Origin of the sequence: Tritonibacter litoralis (assembly GCF_009496005.1) — a bacterium.
GTDB lineage: Bacteria > Pseudomonadota > Alphaproteobacteria > Rhodobacterales > Rhodobacteraceae > Epibacterium > Epibacterium litoralis.
The window spans coordinates 143,821-166,413 of record NZ_WIBF01000001.1; the positions used below are offsets into that span (position 1 = coordinate 143,821).

A 22,593-nucleotide genomic window follows, 5' to 3' on the forward strand; every position below is an offset into this window, starting at 1 on the left:
GGCGCGTCGGATCAGGCTTGGGGCGCTGCCGGTTTGGCGGCCGCTTTGCCGGGGTTCAGCGGATCGTCCTGACGTTGCACGGAGCCTTCGAAATGGGCGCCGGATTCAATCGCGATGGTCTTGTGGATGATATCACCTTCGACGCGCGCGGTGGCGGTCAGGCGGACCTTGAGGCCACGAACACGACCGACGATGCGGCCGTTGATTACAACGTCATCTGCCGTCACTTCGCCTTTGATGGTGGCGCTCTCGCCGATGGTCAGCAGATGCGCACGAATGTCGCCTTCGACGGTGCCTTCCACCTGGATGTCACCCGAAGTTTTCAGGTTCCCGGTGATGTGCAAATCAGACGACAGCAGAGATGCCGGCGGTTTTGCCTTGGGCGCTGTCGCTTTGAAGTCAGTTGCAGGCGCGGCTGACGTCTTGGGCGCAGAGGAGGGCGGCACAGCAGGAGCTGCGGGAGTGCCTTCCGCTTTGGTTCCGGGTTCGTTGATTTTGCTTTTAGAAAACATTTCTCGCAGCCTTGATATAGATCATCGGGTTTACGGCTTTGCCATTGACCCGAACCTCGTAATGGAGGTGGGTTCCAGTCGACCGTCCGGTGTTACCCATATCAGCAATATGATCCCCGCGCGAGACCCTTTGGCCGACCTTGACGCGGATGTTTGAATTATGGGCGTAACGGGTTTCAATGCCAAAATCATGTTTGATTATGACGATGCGGCCATAGCCGGATTGCCAGCCTGCAAAGCTGACCACACCGTCGGCGGTGGCATAGATATCGGTGCCGTGACGGCCCGCCAGATCAATGCCGTGATGCATGCGGCGACCGCCGGTAATGGGGTGACGCCGAAAGCCAAACCCCGAGGTCAGACGGCTGCTGCCGCGCACAACGGGTTCCGAGAACGGCGCGCGTTCCGCGGCCAGCCGATAGAGGTTCAACTGGCTGAGTTTGGCCAACAGGTCATTGGCGCGCAGCGCATCTGCGTCGGCAACACCGCCGCTTGTGGACAGGGCCAGCGGCACCAAGGGGCCGCCTTGGCCATCATAGCCGCGGCGCACCTGTTCGATAATATGTTCCGGCGGCATCCCGGCCTGGCGGAACATCTTGTCCAGCGGCTCAACCGAGATTTCCATCGCTTCTTCCAGCTGACGGAAGATCTGGTCGTTGCGCTCTTCCATCAGGCGCATTTCCAGCTGCAGCTCATCGCGCTCTTCCAAGGCAGAGCGGGCATCTGCCAGGATCTCGTCCCGTTCAAGCGCGGTTTCCGACAGGGCGTCGGCGACAAATTTGATCTGCGCGGGCAGGGTGACAGAGGCCTGCTGGGCGGCCGTGCTGTCTTGGGCGGTTTCCTGCAGGTCTGCCAGCTCTTGGCGGGCGGTTTCCCGCTCTTGCATGGTTTTGCGCAGGGTGGTTTGGATTACGTCAATGCCGGTTTCTAGCTCGCGGCGCCGCGTTTCAGAGGCCAGGAGCTCGGATTGCATCGCAGAAATCTGTACCAAAGCCGCGTTGAACCGTTCCTGTGCGGCCAGCGCCTCAGCAGCGCGATCGTCGCGTTCCACCGAGATAGCGTTCAGGCGCGCGCGATAGGTGACCTGATCCCGTTTCGCCTGTTCGCGAAAATTGCCAGCGCCGATACTGTCCATCAGAACAATCGCCGAGGCTACAATGGACCATGTGACAACAGCCGTCACCCCAATGGCGGCCACCAGCTGGGTCTCGGATCGCAGGCGAATAAACCGGGTGTCATTATCGGATTTTACAAAGATACGACGCTCGGGAAAGCGCCGTTCCAAAAACCCATGAACCTTGATGCCAAGCCGCGTTCGCATCGGCGCGCTCCGTTCTTATTGCAGTCTTAGCCCTCAGCCGGGCCATTGGGCGCGGGTCGTGATCTTGTGGCCTTTCCCAATTGGATTAACGAGTTGCTAATTTTCGGGCAAGTACGCGCTGCGGTTTTAGAACCCGCACTGGCCGATGTCTGCGCCATATGCGGGGATTTGAGCGAATTATTGCCGATCAAGCGCCGCGATGTGGGGTTTTGAGGCCTAGGTGGCGTCAGGCCCAGCCGGGGAGCGGGCGGATTTGATCCGACAGCGGCCAGTAGAAATCGGGCGGGATGCCCGCTTCGGCGCGTTTTTCTTCGTTAAAGGGTGGCTTTAGCGCCCCGTGGAAATATTTGCGCACCAGCCCGTGAAAGGTCTCTTTGGGGTCAAGCCCATCGCGCCCACAGAGAAAGTTGAACCATTTCGCGCCAAAGGCCACATGACTGACCTCTTCGGCGTAGATCACGTTTAAGGCCTCCACTGCCTGGGTGAGCTTTGCTTTTCTGAAAACCTCGATCATGCCTGGGGTCACATCGAGGCCGCGCGCTTCCAGGACCATGGGCACAACGGCGAGGCGTCCCATCAGGTCATCCGCCGTATCCTCAGCCGCGCGCCACATGCCGGCGTGGGCGGGAAGGTCGCCATAGAAACTGCCGATGGCTTCCAGGCAGTCACACATCATGTTGAAATGTTTGCTTTCCTCATCCGCGGATTGCACCCAATCGTCGTAAAACCCCAGCGGCATGGGGACATGGGAGAATCGTGCGATAATGTCCCAATGGAGATCCACGGCGTTCAGCTCAATGTGAGCCACCGCATGCAAGAGCGCTTTGCGTCCGGCTTCTGAACCGGGTTTGCGTTTCGGCACCTCGCGCGGGTCGAGTAGGGCGGGTTCAGCAGGGCGCGCCGGATGCAATGGGGGCTGTGCGGTGCCAATGGGGATCTCTGGCGCGTCGCCTTTGCGCGCGGCAAACCACTGGGCGGCGTATTGGCGCGACAAGGCGGTTTTTGTGCGCCCGTCGGCGGTGGTTAAAACCTGCGTCGCCATTTCAGCAAGACAATGGGGCGTGTCAGTCATGGTATGTGTCCGCTGTGCTCGGAAAGGAAGGGGCAAAAGTGGTCTTTGGATCCGGGACCCACCAAAGCGAAAGCTTCAGAGCCCCCCATCACCTGATCTGTCCCCTGCCACCCCAGCCTCTGAGCCGCAAGGAAAATAACCGTCTCCCCGCGTTCGCGGGGCCCCTCGGCGATTTGCCTTGCCGCACAGCGGCCAGCGCGGCTGATCGGGGGCAGGTGATGGGCGGCTCCGAAGCGAAAGCGCTGGTCTGCGGCGGGTTCGTTGCTGCGGGGCGGTGGCGCGCCGCGCCAAAAGCGCGGCGCTTGGCCCAACGCTGCCAGGGGGTGCCCCGGTAGGGGCGCAACCGCAGGGGCGGGAGCCTTTGTGAGTCAGAGGGATTTGATAGTGTCCAGAACCTCGTCCACGTGACCGGGCACTTTGACCTTGGGCCAGATCTTGGCGATCTTGCCCTCCGCGTCGATCAGAAAGGTTGCGCGTTGGATGCCCATGTTTTTGCGGCCATACATGTTCTTTTCCACCCAAACCCCGTAGCGTTCACAGGTGTCGCTGTCGGCATCCGACAAAAGCGGCACTGTCAGCCCGTGTTTGGTCGCGAATTTCTCATGTTTGGCAACTGTGTCCTTGGAGATCCCAAAGACAGCTGCGCCGAGATCGGCAAAGCTTTGCAGATGTTCGGAAAATCCGATGGATTCCTTGGTGCAGCCTGGCGTATCATCGCGGGGATAAAAGAATAACACAACGGTCTGCCCTTTGAGCGACGACAATGACACCTCACTCCCGCCGTCGCGGGGCAGGGTGAAGTCGGGGGCCAGATCGGAAGGGCTGAGCATTGGGTATGTCTCCAGATAGAATGTTTCAAAGTTTTCCCGCTATATTTAAGCGATAACACGCAAGGGGAAAGCGCTCATCGGCCGCGAACCGCATAATTCTGACCAGCCCGCACCTGCGGCTGTGGACCCGTCCCCCAGGTTTTGGGTGTTGGGACTGTGGCGCATGGGGCGGACGTTGATGCGATGGGTTAGCCTGTTCTGCATCCTTGCGGCATTGGTGATCTATTTTGGTCAGGGGCGACAGTTCGATCTGCCGCCGTGGATGCGCGACCGGGTCGAACAGGTGATCGAGGCGCAGATGGGCGCTTTGGATGTGGAATTTGGCGGCATCGAAGTGATCGTCAACCAGGGCTGGCGGCCGCGGGTTGGCCTGCGGGATGTGGTGCTTCGGTATGAGGACGGCAGCATTGCCGCCCAGCTGAGCGATGCGCAGGCGTCCTTTTCGATGAACGGATTGCTGCAGGGCAAAGTGCAGCCCAAATCCGTCTATGTGGCGGGGGTGGTGGCCACGTTGCAGCGCAGCGGTGACAGTGTGGCGCTGAGCCTGGCTGATGGGGCGTCGGCGGTGCGGCAGGCGCAGAACCTGCCGCAATTGATCGAACAATGGGATCTTTACCTGGATCAGCCGGGGCTCAGCGCGTTGCGTTCCATCGATGTGGAAGCGGTCACCCTGCAATATGAGGATCTGCGGATCGGGCGGGCCTGGACCTTTGATGGTGGCTTTGTGCGGCTGGATCGCACCGGTCAAGAAGTGGCTTTATCCGCCGGATTCTCGGTTCTGGGCGGCGGGGCCAATGTGGGGCAGGTGGATGCGCGATACCGGTCCTTGATCGGTGATACAGCCGCCGATTTTGGCATCGCGTTCACCGATCTGCCCAGCGAAGATATCGCGGTGCAAAGCCCGGCGTTGGGCTGGTTGGAGATCCTGCGTGCGCCGATTTCGGGCAATCTGCGGGGGCGGCTGGACAGCCACGGCGTGCTGGAGCCCGTTTCGGCCAGTCTGGAGATCGGCGAAGGCGCGTTGCAGCCGGATGAAGCCGCGCGGCCCGTACCCTTTGACGGGGCCAGCAGTTATTTTACCTATTTCCCAGCCGAACAGCTGTTGCAGTTTGATGGTCTGTCGATTTCCACCGGCTGGGGCAGTGGCCAGATGGAAGGGGTTGCCAGCCTCAGCGGGATTGAAAACGGGCAGCTGAAGAATTTGGTCGGGCAGCTCCGGTTCTCGGATCTGCAGCTGAACCCGTTTTACCTTTATCCGGATCTGCAGTCCTTTGCCGGGGTGACGACGGATTTCAAACTGGATCTGGACCCGTTCCGCCTGACGCTGGGTGAGGCGACGGTGACGCAGGACGCCACAACCGTGCATCTGAGCGGCGAGGTTTGGACCAATGCGGATGGCTGGGCCTTTGCCTTGGACGGGAATGCGGATGTGGTTACCGTTGATCAGGTCAAAACCCTGTGGCCATCAAACACGCCGCCCAAGCCGCGCGAATGGGTGCAAAAGAACCTGCATGAAGGGGTTGCGCACGACATTCAGGTCGCGCTGCGCAGCCGGGTTGGGCAAAAGCCCTTGGTGTCCCTGTCACTGGGGTTCCAAGATGTGCGGGTGAGTTATCAGAAATTCATGCCGGATCTGACGGGTGCGATGGGGCAGTTCAGCCTGCATGACAAACGTTTGGTCGCCTCGGCCACAGCTGGTCAAGTGACCGCCGATCTGGGCGGCTCCATCGATGTCGCCGGCACGTCGTTTATCATCCCGGACACCAGCGTCAAAGGGGGCGGCCCGGCGGTGGTGCGTCTGGCCGCCAAAGGCGCGGTGACGGCTGCGCTGTCGCTGCTGAACCGCGCGCCCCTGTCGGTGATGGACAAGGTGGACCTGCCGGTGGATCTGGCCGACGGTCAAGCGCAGGCCCGTGGAACGCTCTCCCTTGCGCTTAAGGAAGAACTGCCGATTGAGGAGATCGAATATCACTACAGCGGTGTGATCCGCGCGGCCAAGACGGACAAGCTGGTGCCCGGTCACGTGCTGACGGCGGATCAGTTGAACATCACCGGCGCGCATGATTTTGTGCAGATCACCGGCGCGGGTGAAATCAGCGGGATTGCGGCCACGGTGGATTGGCAATTGCCGCTGGGGCAAGAGGATGCAACCCATCAGGCCAACGGTACGATTGCATTGACGCCAGAAACCGTCGAGGTGTTCAACATTGGCCTGCCGCGCGGCACAGTTTCCGGCGCGGGCACCGGATCATATCAGCTGACGCTCAGCCCCGGTCTGCCGCCGGATCTGCAACTAAAAAGCGATCTGCAGGGGCTGGGACTGCGCATCCGGTCGCTGGGCTGGCGCAAATCGCCCGCAGCGCAGGGCACGCTGGAGGTGGCGGCCACCCTGGGTGCGGTGCCGCGGGTGGATCAGATCACGGTTTCGGCTGCGGGGCTCAGCGCGCAAGGACGGATCACGTTGCGGGAAAATGGCGGGTTGGATCAGGCCGCGTTCAATTCGGTGCGGATTGGCAATTGGCTAAACAGCAGTGCGACGTTTACCGGGCGGGGGGCAGCTGCGCCTGCGCTTGCCCTGTCGGGGGGGCGGCTGGATCTGCGCACGGCCCCATTCAGCACGGACAGCGGCTCGGGCGGTGGTGGAAGCAGCAGCGGTGATGTGGGGCCGATCCAATTTGCGCTGGACCGGCTGCAGGTGAATGATTCCATCGCGCTCCATAACGTGCGGGGGCGGGTGTCGACCCAAGGGGGTTTGAACGGCGAGTTTCGCGGGCAGATCAACGGGCAGACCGCCGTCAGTGGTGTGCTGGTGCCGCAGAACGGAGGCCTTGGCATGCGGGTGCAATCCGATGATGCGGGCGGCGTCTTCCGCTCGGCAGGTGTGTTGCGCCATGCGGCTGAGGGAAGCTTTGACATGACCCTGGTGCCCAGCACCCGGCCCGGTTACTTCAATGGGCGTATCACTGCCAATAATATCTATATCCGGCAGGCACCGGCCATGTTGGCACTGGTCAATGCCGTCAGTCTGGTGGGGCTGCTGACCGAGCTGACCGGGCAGGGGTTGTTGTTTACGGAAATTGACGCCCGGTTTGAACTGGGGCCAACCCATTTGAAACTGGTCAAAAGCTCGGCCGTTGGCCCGTCGATCGGCCTATCGATGGACGGGATCTATGACCTGGAAAACAGCGTTCTGGACATGCGTGGTGTCTTGTCGCCGATCTATCTGGTGAATGTGGTCGGCAGCGTTCTGACCCGCAAGGGTGAGGGGTTGATCGGGTTCAATTTTAACCTGCGTGGCGCGGCGGACGACCCCAAAGTCTCGGTCAATCCGCTGTCTGGTCTGGCTCCCGGTTTCCTGCGCGAGGTGTTTCGCAGGCAAACCCCGCTTGCCCCCGGAGAGGAACGCCCCGCGCGCAAAAGTTTTCAGGAACGCAAGGATGAACGGGAAGAACGCTGAGGGACCGGTTTATCATGGTCAAAGGCGGCAAAGCCCCTTATGAGAGCGGCCCATGAAACTCAGCGATTTTGATTTTGACCTGCCCGACGACCTGATTGCCACCCGGCCCATGACCCCGCGCAGCGCGGCGCGGCTGTTGGTGGCCAAAGCAGACGTGATCCACGACCAGCACGTGGGCGACCTGGTGGATTGGTTTAATCCCGGCGACCGGTTGGTGTTAAACGATACTAAGGTGATCCCCGCGCGCCTTTTTGGACAGCGCTTTCGCGACAGCGCCCAGGGCCGGGTGTCGGCCAAGGTTGAAGTGACACTGCTGGAGCCGCGCGCGGATGGCTGCTGGGCGGGGCTGTTGAAACCCCTGCGCAAGGTCAAAATCGGCGAAGAGATCCAGTTTTCCCCCGCGCTGTCAGCCACGTTGGACGCGGTCGATGACGGGCAGGGCCTGTTGCGGTTCAATGTGACCGGCGATGATTTTGATGCGGCGCTGAATGAGGCAGGCGCCATGCCGCTGCCGCCCTATATCGCCGCCAAACGCGCGGCGGATGCGCAGGACAAGGAAGATTACCAAACCGTCTGGGCCAAACACAGCGGTGCTGTTGCAGCACCCACGGCGTCCTTGCATTTCGACGATGCGCTGTTGCGGGCGCTGGCGGAGAAGGGGGTTACATTTACCCATGTGACCCTGCATGTGGGCGCGGGCACGTTCTTGCCGGTCAAGGTCGAAGATGTCACCACACACAAGATGCATGCCGAATGGGGCCGCGTCAGCCCTGAGGCCGCCGCCGAGATTGCGGCCACCAAAGCCGTCGGCGGGCGTGTGATCCCGGTCGGAACCACCGCGCTGCGCCTGATTGAAAGCGCAGCCCAAAACAGCGGTGAGATCGCGCCCTGGGAAGGGGAGACGGATATCTTTATCTATCCCGGTTTCACCTTCCACGTAACCGATGGGCTGATGACCAATTTCCACCTGCCCAAATCAACCCTGTTGATGTTGGTTTCTGCCCTGATGGGTCAAGAGCGGATGCAACGCGTCTATGCCCATGCGGTCAAGACGGGGTATCGGTTCTTTTCCTATGGGGATGCGTCGCTCCTTTTGCCTTAGATGCCGCGAACCGAACAGAAATGTCGTGAAATGATGTAGACAAGGCGGCTTGGTCATCGTTCAGATGGCCAAAGCTGCTGTGGCCTGTGCCGCTGATTTGGCACTGGTTTTCGGGCAGCATTTTCACTGCAGAATAGATCCCCCATTGGCTGGAGATGGGGTCAAAGGAGACGTGCGCAGATGTTACAAGTGCTGTCGAGCGCCTGGGCGCTGTTGTTGGGTGTTGGCCTGCTGATGCTGGGCAACGGATTGCAGGGCACCCTGTTGGGGCTGCGTGGCGATATCGAAGGGTTCTCTACGCCTTTGATGTCGGTGATTATGGCCGCCTATTTTGGCGGTCTGCTGGTTGGCAGCTATTTTGTTCCGGCGGTGATCCGCAGGGTTGGGCATGTGCGGGTGTTTGCCGCCTTTGCCTCGTTGATTTCCGCAGTGATGATCCTTTATCCGGCGATTGCCCATCCGATCCCGTGGATCCTGGGCCGTTTTGTCGTTGGGTTTTGCTTCTCGGGCGTTTATGTCACCGCCGAAAGCTGGCTGAATGACGCGGCGGACAATGAAAACCGCGGCAAGGCGCTGTCGCTGTATCTGATTGTGATGACCCTTGGCCTTGCGGCGTCGCAGGTGTTCATTTTGATCGGTGAGCCGAGCGGTTATCTGCCGTTTGTCATCGCCTCGATCGCGGTTTCGATCTCATTTGCTCCGATTTTGCTGTCGATCTCACCGGTTCCGGCATTTGAGCGGTCCAAGCCGATGGAGATCCGAGAGCTGTTCAAAATCTCCCCCCTGGGCTGCGTCGGGCAGTTTCTGATGGGCGGGATTTTTGCGGCACAATTTGGCATGGCGTCGGTCTATGCCACCTCGGCCGGCTTGCCGCTGACACAGGTCTGGATCTTCACCGGCTCGTTCTATGTGGGCGCGCTGGTTCTGCAGTTCCCAATTGGCTGGTTGTCGGACCGGATGGAACGGCGGCTGCTGATCACCTTTGTGGCAGGCATCAGCTGCGCGGCATCCCTAATGGCAGCCTTCCTGGGTGGAAATTTCAACTTGCTGATTGCAGCGTCTTTCCTGATTGGGGGATTGGTGAACCCGCTTTATGGTCTGCTGCTGGCGCATGCGAATGATTATCTGGACCACGAGGATATGGCATCCGCGGCCGGGTCGCTGCTGTTCCTGAATGGCTGTGGAGCGGTTGCCGGCCCGCTGATCATCGGTTGGGTGATGTCAGATAATATGCTGGGCTCGCCGGGCTTCTTCCTATTTATGGCCACACTTCTGGGCCTCCTGGCGCTTTATGCGGTCTACCGCGCGACTCAGCGGTCGGCGATTCCTGCAGCCGAAACCGGCATCACGCCGATGGTTGCGCCAACAGCAACAACCGTCGCTGCGGAATGGGCGCAAGAGTACGTTATCGAAACAGAGCTGGAAGAGCAGGAAGCCGAGAGCGCGCAGGGCTGATAGCGTTAAACTCTCGAAAACATGCCATTTATTTCATCTTATCCACCCCTGGTCGCAATTTGTGACCGGGGGTGACCTTGCGTTCACTGTAAAAAACAAGCCTAAACTGGGGTGTGAGTATTTATACGGAGTGCGTCCCATGAAAGGGCCCCAAGAGATCCTGGAATTCTGGCTGGATAAAGTCGGAGAAAAAGGCTGGTACATCCAGGACCCCGCGTTGGATGAGGAAATCCGACAGGCGTTTTTGGAAACTTGGGAGGGGGCCTGCGCGGGCAAGTTCTCGATGTGGTTGACCTATCCCAGTGGGGCGTTAGCCTATATCATTCTGACCGACCAGATGCCGCGCAATATGTTCCGCGGCGACAAGCGCGCCTTTGAAACCGATGCGCTGGCCCGGGCGGTCTCCAAAAAGGCGATTGATATGAAATGGGATATGAAGATCGACGAGCCAGCGCGCCAGTTCTTCTATCTGCCATTGATGCACTCGGAAAACCTGTGTGACCAGGAACGTTGTATCCGCATGTTTATGGATCACATGCCCAAGACCGGGATGGAAAACCTGCTGCACGCGCGGGCCCACCGCGAAGTGATCCGCCTGTTTGGCCGTTTCCCGTATCGCAACGCGGCCCTGGGGCGTAGCAGCAGCTGTGCCGAGAAGGATTATGTCCAAGCCGGCGGTTATGGTTCGACCGTACGTAGCCTGCAGGCCGCGGAATAAATCTCCGTAAATTTCGCGACAGATCCAGTTTGAGCCATTGGCCGTCTCTTTTTAAGGGGCGGCCATATTTGTTTAATGTGTTGACGCTACACAAGAAAAGACGCCCGCGTTCAGTTGACAGGCGGTTTTTTGACGGAAACCTACAGATTTCTTTCAGCGTCGTTGCGAAGTTTGAAAAAGTAGTTTAATGGTAAACTAAATTTCGGAACCCTGATTTTGGTGAGGAAAAGCATCATGGCCGGACAGAACTTTGACGTGATCGTAATCGGCGCCGGCCCCGGCGGCTATGTGGCAGCTATTCGCGCCGCACAATTGGGTCTGAAGACCTGTGTTGTGGAGCGCGAACATCTGGGCGGCATCTGCCTGAACTGGGGCTGTATTCCAACCAAAGCGCTGCTGCGCTCTTCTGAGGTGTTCCATTTGATGGAACGGGCCAAGGACTTTGGCCTGAAGGCAGAAAACATCGGCTATGATCTGGACGCGGTGGTCAAACGCTCACGCGGGGTGGCCAGCCAGCTGTCTGGTGGCATTGGCCATCTGCTGAAGAAAAACAAAGTCACCGTGGTGATGGGCGAGGCCACCATCCCGGCCAAGGGCAAGGTGTCGGTCAAGACCGACAAGGGCACCGAAGAGCTGACCGCCAAGAACATCGTTCTGGCCACCGGCGCTCGGGCCCGCGAATTGCCGGGGCTGGAAGCTGACGGCGATCTGGTCTGGACCTACAAACACGCGCTGGATCCGGTGCGCATGCCCAAGAAACTGCTGGTGATCGGTTCCGGCGCGATTGGGATCGAATTTGCCAGCTTCTATAACACCTTGGGTGCGGACACGACCGTGGTCGAAGTTATGGACCGCGTGTTGCCGGTGGAAGACGCTGAAATCTCCGCCTTTGCCAAGAAAGCCTTTGTCAAACAGGGTATGAAGATCATGGAGAAAGCCATGGTCAAACAGCTGGATCGTGGCAAGGGCAAGGTCACCGCGCATATCGAAGTGGGTGGCAAGGTCGAGAAACAAGAGTTTGACACGGTGATTTCCGCTGTGGGCATTGTCGGCAACGTCGAAGGTCTGGGTCTGGAAGCGCTGGGTGTGAAACTGGACCGCACCCATGTGGTGACCGACGCCTATTGTCGCACCGGTGTGGATGGGCTTTATGCCATCGGCGATATCGCAGGTGCCCCGTGGCTGGCCCACAAAGCCTCACACGAAGGGGTGATGGTCGCCGACCTCATCGCAGGCAAGCACGCACATCCTGTGAAACCCGAAAGCATCGCGGGCTGTACCTATTGCCACCCGCAAGTGGCGAGCGTCGGTTACACCGAAGCCAAGGCCAAAGAGCTGGGCTTTGACATCAAAGTGGGTCGCTTCCCGTTCATTGGCAACGGTAAAGCCATCGCCTTGGGTGAACCCGAAGGCTTGATCAAAACCATCTTTGATGCCAAAACAGGTGAGCTGTTGGGCGCGCATATGGTGGGTGCTGAAGTGACCGAAATGATCCAGGGTTATGTCGTGGGTCGCCAGCTGGAAACCACCGAAGAAGACCTGATGAACACGGTCTTCCCGCATCCGACTCTGTCCGAGATGATGCATGAATCGGTTCTGGATGCCTTTGACCGTGTGATCCACATGTAAGCCAATTGGCAGACCGTACAGAACAAAAGCGCCCCGATCCGTTCTGGCTCGGGGCGTTTTCTTGAGCGGACACGCGGCGTCTGGGGTGTTGGCCGTGTGTTCGGGACAACCTTATTCTGGGAATAACAAGGTAATTTGCATTGTGCCGCCATTGGTCACCTGGATGCGGCGCGACTGGGTGCGCCCGCTGTCTGTGTCGGTAGCCGTCAGGCGGTAGGTGCCGGGTTTCAGATCAATCTGGCCGCCGGCATTGTGGAAGCCTGTCATGATCGGATTGCCGCTTTGGTCTTCCAGCTGCCAATGGGCTGGCAGGTTCTGCAGTTTGCCGCGCGCCTTGTGAGAGGCCACAAAATACAGGCGGCCGGATTGGGTGATCAGGGGCAGGCTGGTTTCGGTGGTCTGAAACTGGGTTGTTGCGATCAACGCCGCGCTCAGCTCATCCGCAGTGTCCACCGACAGAAACTGCCCGCCCGTGGCCTTGGCGATACAGGCGAATTGCGATTTGGCCTCTTCCTCTTTGACGTCAAAGCCGATCACATGTGCGGTGAAATCAACGCCCGAGCGTTCCAGTTCGGCCGCCACGGCGCAGACATCCGGGGCGCAGGTTTCCACCCCGTCGGAAATCAGGATTACCGTCGCAGGTCCCGCGTTGTTGTTGAGAGACTGGGCCGCCTGGCGCACCGCCTCGGCCATCGGGGTTTTGCCCTTGGGTTTGACCGTGCCGATCTGTTCTGCTATGCGCGCGCGATTGTTCTGGCCGGGATCCACCAGAACCTCGACGTCGCGGCAGTCGCCCGTGCGGCGGTGACCATAGGCGGTGAGGCCGAGGGCAACTTCGGGCGGCAGATCCGTGAGAAGATTGCGCACCACGTCCCGGGCGATGGTGATTTTGGCGGTGCCGTCGATCTGGCCCCACATGGAGTTTGACCCATCCATCACCAGCATCGCGCGGGGCCCGGAGGTCAACGCAGATGGATCGGTCCCCGCCACGGCAGTCGGCGCTGCGAGGCTGATGCTCATCGACAGGACTGCCATAAGGGATGGCAAAAGACCGCGAGATGGCAAAACATGTGTCATAGGGTTCTGGTCCTTTTTTGAGGCCCGTACCGTGGAGGGTGCGCGGAAGGGGTGCGCCGTGTCGCTGTGATATGCTCAAGGGAATGATCCCAATGGCCTTACCTTCAAAGTAGCACAAAGTCCCGCGTCGCGCGCCGGGATCAATCAAGGTTTAACCATTCCACCACATTGCAAACCGGGGCGCTGGCAGGCCGCGGGATGCACCGGCAGAAGACATAATTATTGTTTTGTATCAGTCGTCTGCCCTGGGTTTGAAAAACGAATTTCAAGGCTCTGGTTTGGCGCGCGGGAAAGCTTTAAATCAAATGCTGCGCATCTTTCCAAAATCGGCCACAAAGGCCGCATGTCTTTGACGCGCGTCTCATACGGGAGAACAGCATGACAGCGGCAAGTGCTAAGACACCTTGGGTGGAGATCCTGTTGATCTGGGCGGCAGGCCTTGGGGCGGCGGCGCAATATGGCAAAGTCTCGGTTGTGTTCGATCCGCTGAGCACGCTTTATCCAGCAGCAGGGGCCTCAGTAAGCCTTGCGGTCTCTGTGGTGGGGCTGTGCGGGATTTTGCTGGGCACGGTGGCTGGTTTGCTGGCGGCGCGTCTGGGGTATCGGCGGGTATTGATCCTGTGTCTTTGGGTTGGGGCCATAACCGGCGTGATGCAGGGGCTGCATCTGCCGTTCTGGGCCTTTTTGATCAGCCGCGCGGTGGAAGGTGCCTCGCATCTGGGGATTGTGGTTGCGGGGCCAACCTTGATCGCAGCCCTAGCCGGTGCCCAGCACCGCAATCTGGCCATGACGCTGTGGGGGACGTTTTTTGGTGTCTCCTTTGCCCTGACGGCGCTGGCGGCCGGGTTCATTGTAGCGCGGTTTGGTGTGTTCAGTTTCTTTGTCGCGCATGGGGCCGTGATGGCAATGCTGGCGCTCAGCCTGAGTGCTTTCTTGCGCCGGTCCGCCGCGCCAACGCCGCAGCCCTTGCCCTCTGTGGCGGGGTGGATTGCGCTGCACCGGGAGATCTACAGCTCACCCTGGAAAATCGGGCCCGCAGCGGGATGGCTGTTTTATGCCTCGGGCTTTGTGGCTCTGTTGACGCTGCTGCCGCGGTACATCGACCCCGAATGGCGGCCAGCGGTGACAGCGGCGCTGCCCCTGGTGTCGATCGCAAGTTCGATGACCATTGGTGTCGCATTGGCCCGACGCCTGCCGGCTGTTGGGGTTGTGCAACTGGGCTTTGGGCTTAGCGCGTTATGTGCGATTGGGCTTGGGCTTTCGGGGGGCGGTGCGGGGTTTGCCCTGGCGTTGGGGGCGGCGCTGGGTTTGATCCAGGGGGCCAGTTTTGCCGCAGTTCCACAGCTGAACCCAGAGGATGGCGCCCAAGCCCAGGCCAATGGGGCCATGGCGCAGGCGGGCAACCTTGGCAATTTCCTGGGCACGCCGGTTTTGGTCTTGGCCATTGGTCTGGGCGGCTTTGGCGCGATGATTGCCACGTTGATCGCCCTGTATCTGGGTGGTTTCCTGGTGCACCATGCCCTGTCACGCGCGCGACGGGCTGCGCAAGCCTAAAGCAAGCGGTTGCCTGTTCGCATTTTGTTCACAATTTTCTATTGGAGACTCGCGCCGCTTTGCCTATCTCTAGGGGAGCCGGTGCCCAGGGGGGTGCGGATGCGAAATTGAGGGCAATATGGCTGAGCTAAAATCCATCGAGGTGCGCGGTGCGCGGGAACATAACCTGAAGGGCATCGACGTGGACATTCCCCGCGATGAGCTGGTGGTGATTACCGGTCTGTCGGGTTCGGGCAAATCCTCACTGGCCTTTGACACCATCTATGCCGAAGGGCAGCGCCGCTATGTGGAGAGCCTGTCGGCCTATGCGCGCCAGTTCTTGGATATGATGGAAAAGCCCGATGTGGATCACATCAGTGGTCTGTCGCCTGCGATTTCGATTGAGCAGAAGACCACGTCCAAGAACCCGCGATCGACCGTTGGCACGGTGACCGAGATCTATGATTACCTGCGGCTCTTGTTTGCCCGCGCGGGCACGCCCTATAGCCCAGCCACCGGCAAGCCGATTGAGGCGCAGCAGGTGCAGGATATGGTCGACCGGATCATGACGCTGGAGGAGGGGACGCGCGGCTATCTGCTGGCGCCCATCGTGCGCGACCGGAAGGGTGAATATAAGAAAGAGATGCTGGAGCTGCGCAAGCAGGGCTTTCAGCGGGTCAAGGTGGATGGGGAGTTCCATGAGCTGGACACGCCGCCCACATTGGACAAGAAATACCGCCATGACATTGACGTGGTTGTTGACCGTCTGGTGGTGAAGCCGGGGATTGAAACGCGGCTGGCGGATTCCTTGCGTACCGCGCTGGATCTGGCGGATGGCATTGCCATTTTGGAGACGGCTCCGCGGGAGGGCGATCCGGAGCGGATCACCTTTAGCGAAAACTTTGCCTGTCCCGTCAGCGGTTTTACTATTCCTGAGATCGAGCCGCGGCTGTTCTCGTTCAACGCGCCGTTTGGCGCGTGCCCGTCCTGTGATGGTCTGGGCGTTGAGCTGTTCTTTGACGAACGGCTGGTGGTGCCGGATCAGACGCTGAAGGTTTATGACGGGGCGCTGGCGCCTTGGCGCAAGGGGAAATCCCCGTATTTCCTGCAGACGATTGAGGCCATCGCCAACCATTATGAGTTCGACAAGAACACGCCCTGGAAGGATCTGCCCAAGAAGGTGCAGAAAGTGTTCTTGTATGGGTCGGGCGAGGAAGAGATCGAATTCCGCTATGATGAAGGTGGGCGGGTCTACAATGTGACCCGCGTGTTTGAAGGCGTGATCCCCAATATGGAGCGCCGCTATCGGGAGACCGACAGCAATTGGATCCGCGAAGAATTTGAACGCTATCAGAACAACCGCCATTGCGGCGACTGCGGCGGCTATCGCCTGCGGGAAGAGGCGCTGGCGGTCAAGATCGGCGGATTGCACATCGGCCAGGTGGTGGAGAAATCCATTCGCAAGGCGCTGGCGTGGATCGAGGATGTGCCCAACCATCTGACCCCACAAAAGCAAGAGATTGCCCGCGCGATTGTCAAAGAGATCCGCGAACGGTTGGGTTTCTTGAACAACGTTGGTCTGGAGTATCTGACCCTGTCGCGCGCGTCTGGTACGTTGTCCGGTGGGGAGAGCCAGCGGATCCGACTGGCGAGCCAGATCGGTTCAGGTCTGACAGGGGTTCTCTATGTCTTGGACGAACCCTCTATTGGTCTGCACCAGCGCGACAATGACCGGTTGATCACCACACTCAAGAACCTGCGGGATCAGGGCAATACGGTGATTGTGGTGGAACATGATGAGGATATGATCCGCCAGGCCGATTACGTCTTTGATATTGGGCCAGGCGCCGGGGTGCACGGCGGGCAAGTGGTCAGCCATGGCGTGCCCGGCGCGGTGCAAGCCGATGAGAACTCGGTGACCGGGCAATATCTGGCAGGCACCCGCGAGATCCCCGTGCCGGCCACCCGTCGCAAGGGCAATGGCAAATCGATCAAGGTTGTGAAGGCCAGCGGCAACAACCTGAAGAACGTCACCGCGGAATTCCCGCTGGGCAAATTTGTCTGCGTGACCGGCGTGTCTGGCGGCGGCAAATCCACGCTGACGATTGAGACACTGTTTAAAACCGCATCCATGCGGTTGAACGGCGCGCGCCAGACGCCAGCCCCCTGTGAGAGCATCAAGGGTCTCGAACATCTGGACAAGGTGATCGACATTGACCAACGCCCGATTGGCCGTACACCGCGATCGAACCCGGCGACCTATACCGGGGCCTTTACCCCGATCCGCGAATGGTTTGCGGGCCTGCCCGAAGCGAAAACGCGCGGTTACAAGCCCGGTCGGTTTTCGTTCAACGTCAAGGGCGGACGCTGTGAAGCCTGTCAGGGGGACGGGGTGCTGAAGGTGGAAATGCACTTTTTGCCGGATGTCTATGTCACGTGTGAGACTTGCAATGGCGCACGTTACAACCGCGAAACGCTGGAGGTGACGTTCAAGGGCAAATCCATCGCTGATGTGTTGGATATGACGGTCGAGGATGCGCAGGAATTTTTCCAGGCGGTGCCGTCCATTCGGGACAAGATGGATGCGCTGATGCGCGTGGGCCTTGGCTATATCAAGGTGGGCCAGCAGGCGACCACCCTGTCAGGCGGTGAAGCGCAGCGGGTGAAACTGTCCAAGGAACTGGCGAAACGCTCCACCGGGCGCACGCTTTATATTCTGGATGAACCCACCACGGGTCTGCATTTTGAGGACGTGCGCAAGCTCTTGGAAGTGCTGCATGAGCTGGTGGAACAGGGCAATACAGTGGTGGTGATTGAACACAATCTGGATGTGGTGAAAACGGCAGATTGGGTGATTGATATCGGCCCCGAAGGCGGCAGCGGCGGCGGTGAGATCGTCGCCGAAGGCACGCCTGAAGACATCGCTGCAAACCCGCGCAGCCACACCGGGCACTATCTGAAACCGATGCTGGAGGCCAAGAAGGTCGCAGCAGAATAGGAGACATGCGTGTTCCGGCCCGCAGGCCGGTTCACGTCAAAGCCGTTGCTTTAGCCGGTGATCACTTCACCTGCCAGGGCGTGGGTCCATTTGTTCCGTCGATGGTCAGGACATCGCCATCCAGGGTCATGGCCTGACATTTAGTGCCGGCAAAATTCTTTGGCTCTTTGATTGTCCGGCACCACTGTCCGTTACGGATATCCCATGCGCCTTCAAATTTAACGTCGCCGTTTTTGCCGACTTTACCGCTGAGCCGTCCGTTCTTGCGGGCTTTGAGCTGCGCTTTGCCGGAAACCAACGTCTTGCCAGCGATTGCGGCCTTTAGCGTCTCATCAGATGATGCGAATGCAGGTGCAGCTGCGCCAAGCCCGATACCAAAAGCGATGCAGATGATTGATTTGAACATGTCTTTTCTCCCCTCGTTACCCAAACCAAATTTACGCCGAACAGTGGCATAGATCTGGAGCATACACGTTTGGAGATAGGCTATCTATCATACATCGGATTAAATTGCGGTGGCGCCCCCGCAAATACCGACGCCACCGCGCGGAGCTCTGCGCCACTCAATACAGAGCTCCTTTCTGCTATGCCCGGACTAAAAAACCGGAGAGGTCGCGCGTGGCCGGGCATGTCTGGCGGACTGTGACCGGCTTTGTCTTCGCCGCCGGTCGCTTGCCGTGTGTCGTTGTTGGGCAGAAGTTTGATCAGTTCCGCTCAAGCGGGCAGGTGGACAGCCCAAAAATCCGGTAGAGCGGGCAGTGGTTCATGACGGCGGTTGCCGCAAATACGATGCCTGCGATCAGGGCGATAATCATCCAGCTGCCGCCGATGCCAGCGAAATAGGCGATAATCAGGGCGGCGCCCAGGACGAGGCGGGCGATACGGTCCCAGCTTGCAAGGTTCTTGATCATGGTCATCTCCTCATTGATGTCTGAGAGGAGCGTAGTCGAAGGGGCAAGCGTGGGTCTGTGACAGGGTCACAATGCTGCAGTGATCTAAACTGTCGCAGGGCTATTGCGCGCTCAGGGCAAAATCTTCCAGTGCAGGGCGGTTCACGACCCGCAGGCGGCCACGCCCTGTCTCGACCCAGCCGCGTTTGGCCCAGGCTTCGAGGCGGCGCGAGACAACTTCGCGCGCGGTGCCGATATCGCGGGCCAGTTCGTTCTGGGTGATGGTGATTTCATCCCCCTGATCCAGCTGCAGAAGACGATCCGCAAGACGGTGTTCGGCGCGTTGAAACGTCACCTTTTCAAGGAGATGCATTAACATCTGCATCCGGTCCGAAAAGGCGCGCATCACCATATTGCGGAACTGATCAGAGCGGCTCAGCAGCTCCATAAACACAGGTTTGGGCAGTAAAACCAGCCGCGTGGGCCCGTGGGTGCGGGCCTCGGCTGAGTAATCTTCGCCGCCCAAAAGACCCAAGGTGGATTGAATACAGCTTTGTCCCGGTGTCACCGCATAAAGCAGCATCTCGCGCCCGTTGGTGCCCGAAAGCCCCACATTCACGCAGCCCTCCAACACGATCACATAGCCCTGCACCGCATCGCCGGGGCGGAACAGGACCTGATCATGGGGCAGGGTGATGGGCGACATCAGGGCGAGGCGGGCGCGCGCCGCATCGTCCATGTCCCGCATCAGCGGAGAAGAATCGAGCCAAGACATGTGGCCGATCGTATCAGCCGCGCCCTCGCTTTTCAAAGCGCGGCAACAGCGCTGAAAAGTCGCGGCCCATCCCGTCTTCTTCCTCAACGAATTGCGCATAAAGGGATTTGGCCAGCGCGCCCATCGGCGTGTCAGCGTCCACCTCGGCGGCCGCATCCTGCGACAGGCGCAGGTCTTTCAACATCAGTTCGGCGGCAAATCCGGGGGTATAGTCATTGTCGGATGGGGATTGGGGGCCGACGCCCGGTGCCGGGCAATAGCTGTTCATTGACCAGCTCATGCCGGAAGAGGTGGAGACCACATCAAACATCTTTTGCCGCTCCAGTCCCAATTTGTCCGCCAGCGCAAAGGCCTCGCAGGTGGCGGCCATGGTGACGCCAAGGATCATATTGTTGCAGATCTTGGCGGCCTGACCAGCGCCTGCATCGCCGCAATGGACGCTTTTCTGGCCCATGATATCAAACAGCGGCTTTGCGATGGCAAAGGCATCTGGCGCACCGCCGGCCATAAAGGTCAGCGTGCCGGCTGCGGCACCTGTGATACCACCCGACACCGGTGCATCCACGGCGCGCAGCCCGGCCGCAGTGGCCTGTTCGGCCACATGACGGGCGCTTTGGACATCCACGGTGGAGCAATCCAGCAAAAGCGCGCCCGACTCCATCTGCGGGATGACCTCCTGCGCCACGCTGCGCAGGATTTTGCCATTGGGCAGCATGGTGATCACCACCTCGGCCCCCACAACCGCTGCAACCGCTGTATTTGCAATGGCCACGCCATCGACGCTGACTCCGGCGGTGTCAAAACCGGTGACATTATGTCCCGCCGCCGCCAGATTGGCGGCCATCGGCGCGCCCATGTTGCCAAGACCGATAAAGGCGATGTTCATGTGAAATCCTCCCACAGATTTGGGTCAAAAGGTCAGGCGCGCATCACCCAGCGGCAAAAGCATATTGGACACGGCCACGGGCGGCACCTGCATATCGGCGTATTGCCATTTCGGCTGGCGGTCCTTGTCGATCAGCTGGGCGCGCACGCCTTCCTGAAAATCGCTCAACTCTTGCGCGCGATAGGTGAAACGATATTCCATTTCCAGCGCCCGCTCCATCGACAGCTGGCTGCCGCGCAAACGGTGCAGAACCTCAACCGAAGCGGCCATAGACAAGGGAGAATGCCCTTTGATTCGTGACAGGATGTCAGCAGCAAAATCGGTGTCGTCATTGCCGAGCTGGGTCAGAATGTCGGCCAGGGTTTCGCCGTCAAACAAACGGTCGATCTCATCCTGGTTTTCAGCCAGGGGCGCGGGGCCCGGCTCTTGTTTTTGCGCTTCAATCACTGCGGTGTCGCCGCTTTCTTCCAGGGCCGAAATCACCGCAGGCCATTGGGATTGGGGGATGAAGTGATCGGCAAACCCGGCGTAGATTGCATCTGCGGCTTTCATCCGTCCGGCTGTCATGGCCAGGTATTCGCCCAGCCGTCCGGGGGCCAGCGCCAACAAAAGCGATCCGCCGACGTCAGGTATCAGACCGATCAAAGCTTCGGGCATACTGACCTGCGTGCTTTCCCCCACGATCCGATGGGTGCCGTGACAGCCAAGGCCAACACCACCGCCCATGGTGAAGCCTTGCATCAGGCTGACCACTGGTTTGGCATAGGAAAAGATCCGAGCGTTCATCCGGTATTCATCCCGCCAGAAATCGCGTGCGGCCTGAAAATCCCCACCTTTGGCAGCGTGATAGATCCCCGCAACATCGCCACCCGCGCAGAAGGCTTTGTCCCCTTCGGCGTCAATGATCACCAGCTTTACGGCTGGGTTATCTGCCCATTGGATCAGAGCGGCGTCAATCTCGCGGCACATATCATGAGACAGGGCGTTCAGCGCTTTGGGACGGGTCAGGGTAATACGCCCCGCATGACCGATGATGCGGATTAAAAGGTCGGACATAGAGCTGCTCCCTTAACGGTTTTCCGCCAAAAGATGGCGGGCGGTAATGACGCGCATGATCTCGTTGGTGCCTTCAAGTATCTGATGAACGCGCAGGTCGCGGGCAAGTTTTTCGATCCCATAATCGGCAAGGTAGCCATATCCGCCATGCAGTTGCAGGCATTGATCTACGACAGATGATCCGGTCTCGGTCACAAATTTCTTTGCCATAGCGCAAAATTTGCTGGCATCCGGCGCGCCAGTGTCGAGCTTCCAGGCCGCTTGTCGTAAAAAAGTACGCGCGGCCTGAAGGTCGATTTCCATCTCCGCCAGTCGGAACTGCAGGGCCTGAAATTGGTCGATGCTCTGACCAAAGGCCTTGCGTTCGGACATATATTGCAAGGTCTGGGTCAAAGCCTGCTGTGCGCCACCGATGGAACAGGCCGAGATATTGAGCCGTCCACCATCCAGACCGGCCATGGCGTATTTGAAGCCTTTGCCTTCTTCGCCGACCAGGGCACCGTGGGGGATTTCGCAATCATCAAACTGCACCTGAGCGGTGGGTTGGCTTTTCCAGCCCATCTTTTGTTCAAGCGCACCAAAAGACAGGCCGGGCGTGCCATCCGGCACCAACACGCAGGAGATCCCGCGTGGGCTGTCGTCGCCGGTGCGCACCATGGTGACATAAGCGTCCGAGTAAGACCCGCCCGAGATAAACGCTTTGGTTCCGTTGAGGGCATAGCCTTTGTCCGTTTTGGTGGCGCGCGTCTTAAGCGCCGCCGCATCCGAGCCCGATCCCGGTTCCGTCAGGCAATAAGACAGCAGGGTCTCCATCTGTAAAACGGCAGGCAGGGTTTCGGATTTCATCGCTGCATTGCCATAGGTGTCGATCATCTTGGCACACATATTGTGAATCGACAGAAAGGCCGCGACCGAGGGGCAGGCCATCGACAGGGCCTCAAACACCAGTGTTGCGTCCAACCGGCTGAGGCCAGCGCCGCCGCTGTCTTCGCTGACATAGAGCCCGCCAAATCCCAGGGCTCCCAGTTCCGGCCACAGCGTTTTGGGGATTGTCCCTTGGTCTTCCCAATCGCGAGCAAAGGGCGCAATCTGGGATTGTCCAAAATCATAGGCGAGGTCAAAAATTGCAGTTTGTTCCTCGCTCAAAGCAAAATCCATAACCACTCCTCCCCTGGGTTTGGATGAATTGAACGTTTGTTTAATTACTAGCGCCTCATGAATGCAAAGGCAACCTGCGCAAATGCAAAGTAGCCTTGCAGGTCTGCACCGGTAAAATTTTCCA

General features: G+C 59.3%; 18 protein-coding genes. 7 read left to right on the forward strand and 11 right to left on the reverse strand.

The genetic code is table 11. From position 1 onward, the window contains the following. Positions 1-11: 11 nt before the first annotated feature. The 4 genes from GFB49_RS00755 to GFB49_RS00770 form a co-directional block, all read right to left on the reverse strand. The gene (locus GFB49_RS00755) at positions 12-512 is read right to left on the reverse strand and encodes a bactofilin family protein (protein WP_153213896.1); all 501 of its coding nucleotides are present in this window, start codon (positions 510-512) and stop codon (positions 12-14) included. After that, a complete protein-coding gene (locus GFB49_RS00760; protein WP_153213897.1) occupies positions 502-1,833 on the reverse strand; it encodes a M23 family metallopeptidase in 1,332 nt (443 codons plus the stop codon). Before GFB49_RS00760 ends, GFB49_RS00755 begins: the two co-directional genes overlap by 11 nt. Positions 1,834-2,059: 226 nt before the next feature. Further along, positions 2,060-2,905, reverse strand: a complete 846-nt coding sequence (locus tag GFB49_RS00765) for a ferritin-like domain-containing protein (RefSeq protein ID WP_153213898.1) — start codon at positions 2,903-2,905, stop codon at positions 2,060-2,062. Between the two features lie 368 nt (positions 2,906-3,273). After that, a complete protein-coding gene (locus GFB49_RS00770; RefSeq protein WP_153213899.1) occupies positions 3,274-3,735 on the reverse strand; it encodes a peroxiredoxin in 462 nt (153 codons plus the stop codon). 178 nt (positions 3,736-3,913) lie between these two features. Here GFB49_RS00770 and GFB49_RS00775 point away from each other — a divergent pair, with 178 nt between their 5' ends. The 5 genes from GFB49_RS00775 (at position 3,914) to lpdA (ending at position 12,096) form a co-directional block, all read left to right on the forward strand. Continuing rightward, positions 3,914-7,192 (forward strand): YhdP family protein, encoded by a 3,279-nt coding sequence (locus tag GFB49_RS00775; RefSeq protein WP_153213900.1) that lies wholly within the window; start codon positions 3,914-3,916, stop codon positions 7,190-7,192. 52 nt (positions 7,193-7,244) lie between these two features. Next, on the forward strand, positions 7,245-8,294 hold the full coding sequence (gene queA, locus GFB49_RS00780; protein ID WP_153213901.1) for a tRNA preQ1(34) S-adenosylmethionine ribosyltransferase-isomerase QueA: 1,050 nt from the start codon (positions 7,245-7,247) through the stop codon (positions 8,292-8,294). Between the two features lie 180 nt (positions 8,295-8,474). Then, positions 8,475-9,749: an MFS transporter gene (locus tag GFB49_RS00785; RefSeq protein ID WP_153213902.1), complete on the forward strand. Its 1,275-nt coding sequence runs from the start codon at positions 8,475-8,477 to the stop codon at positions 9,747-9,749. Positions 9,750-9,888: 139 nt separating this feature from the next. Continuing rightward, the gene (locus GFB49_RS00790) at positions 9,889-10,467 is read left to right on the forward strand and encodes a DUF924 family protein (RefSeq protein WP_153213903.1); all 579 of its coding nucleotides are present in this window, start codon (positions 9,889-9,891) and stop codon (positions 10,465-10,467) included. A 234-nt stretch (positions 10,468-10,701) separates the two neighbouring features. Beyond that, positions 10,702-12,096 (forward strand): dihydrolipoyl dehydrogenase, encoded by a 1,395-nt coding sequence (lpdA, locus tag GFB49_RS00795; protein WP_153213904.1) that lies wholly within the window; start codon positions 10,702-10,704, stop codon positions 12,094-12,096. Between the two features lie 111 nt (positions 12,097-12,207). Here the strand turns inward: lpdA and GFB49_RS00800 are convergent, their stop codons facing one another. Continuing rightward, a complete protein-coding gene (locus GFB49_RS00800) occupies positions 12,208-13,173 on the reverse strand; it encodes a vWA domain-containing protein (protein ID WP_153213905.1) in 966 nt (321 codons plus the stop codon). 378 nt (positions 13,174-13,551) lie between these two features. Between GFB49_RS00800 and GFB49_RS00805 the strand changes: the two genes are divergently transcribed. Both GFB49_RS00805 and uvrA read left to right on the forward strand, forming a co-directional pair. After that, positions 13,552-14,727 carry an MFS transporter gene (locus tag GFB49_RS00805; protein WP_153213906.1) on the forward strand — a complete coding sequence of 392 codons (1,176 nt, stop codon included), beginning with the start codon at positions 13,552-13,554 and terminating at the stop codon, positions 14,725-14,727. Between the two features lie 118 nt (positions 14,728-14,845). After that, positions 14,846-17,704, forward strand: a complete 2,859-nt coding sequence (gene uvrA, locus GFB49_RS00810) for an excinuclease ABC subunit UvrA (protein WP_153213907.1) — start codon at positions 14,846-14,848, stop codon at positions 17,702-17,704. A 61-nt stretch (positions 17,705-17,765) separates the two neighbouring features. On the opposite strand, the gene GFB49_RS00815 is transcribed toward uvrA, so the two are convergent. The 6 genes from GFB49_RS00815 to GFB49_RS00835 form a co-directional block, all read right to left on the reverse strand. After that, complete coding sequence (locus tag GFB49_RS00815; RefSeq protein WP_153213908.1) at positions 17,766-18,173, reverse strand: hypothetical protein; 408 nt, start codon at positions 18,171-18,173, stop codon at positions 17,766-17,768. Positions 18,174-18,408: 235 nt separating this feature from the next. Further along, on the reverse strand, positions 18,409-18,615 hold the full coding sequence (locus GFB49_RS00820) for a YgaP family membrane protein (protein WP_153213909.1): 207 nt from the start codon (positions 18,613-18,615) through the stop codon (positions 18,409-18,411). A 100-nt stretch (positions 18,616-18,715) separates the two neighbouring features. Continuing rightward, positions 18,716-19,369, reverse strand: a complete 654-nt coding sequence (locus GFB49_RS00825) for a Crp/Fnr family transcriptional regulator (protein WP_153213910.1) — start codon at positions 19,367-19,369, stop codon at positions 18,716-18,718. Between the two features lie 13 nt (positions 19,370-19,382). Next, positions 19,383-20,255: a 3-hydroxyisobutyrate dehydrogenase gene (gene mmsB, locus GFB49_RS21140; RefSeq protein ID WP_246149562.1), complete on the reverse strand. Its 873-nt coding sequence runs from the start codon at positions 20,253-20,255 to the stop codon at positions 19,383-19,385. A 24-nt stretch (positions 20,256-20,279) separates the two neighbouring features. After that, complete coding sequence (locus GFB49_RS21145; protein ID WP_246149563.1) at positions 20,280-21,311, reverse strand: enoyl-CoA hydratase/isomerase family protein; 1,032 nt, start codon at positions 21,309-21,311, stop codon at positions 20,280-20,282. Between the two features lie 12 nt (positions 21,312-21,323). Beyond that, positions 21,324-22,469, reverse strand: coding sequence for an acyl-CoA dehydrogenase family protein (locus tag GFB49_RS00835; RefSeq protein ID WP_153213911.1), 1,146 nt, complete (start codon positions 22,467-22,469; stop codon positions 21,324-21,326). Positions 22,470-22,593: the final 124 nt, after the last annotated feature.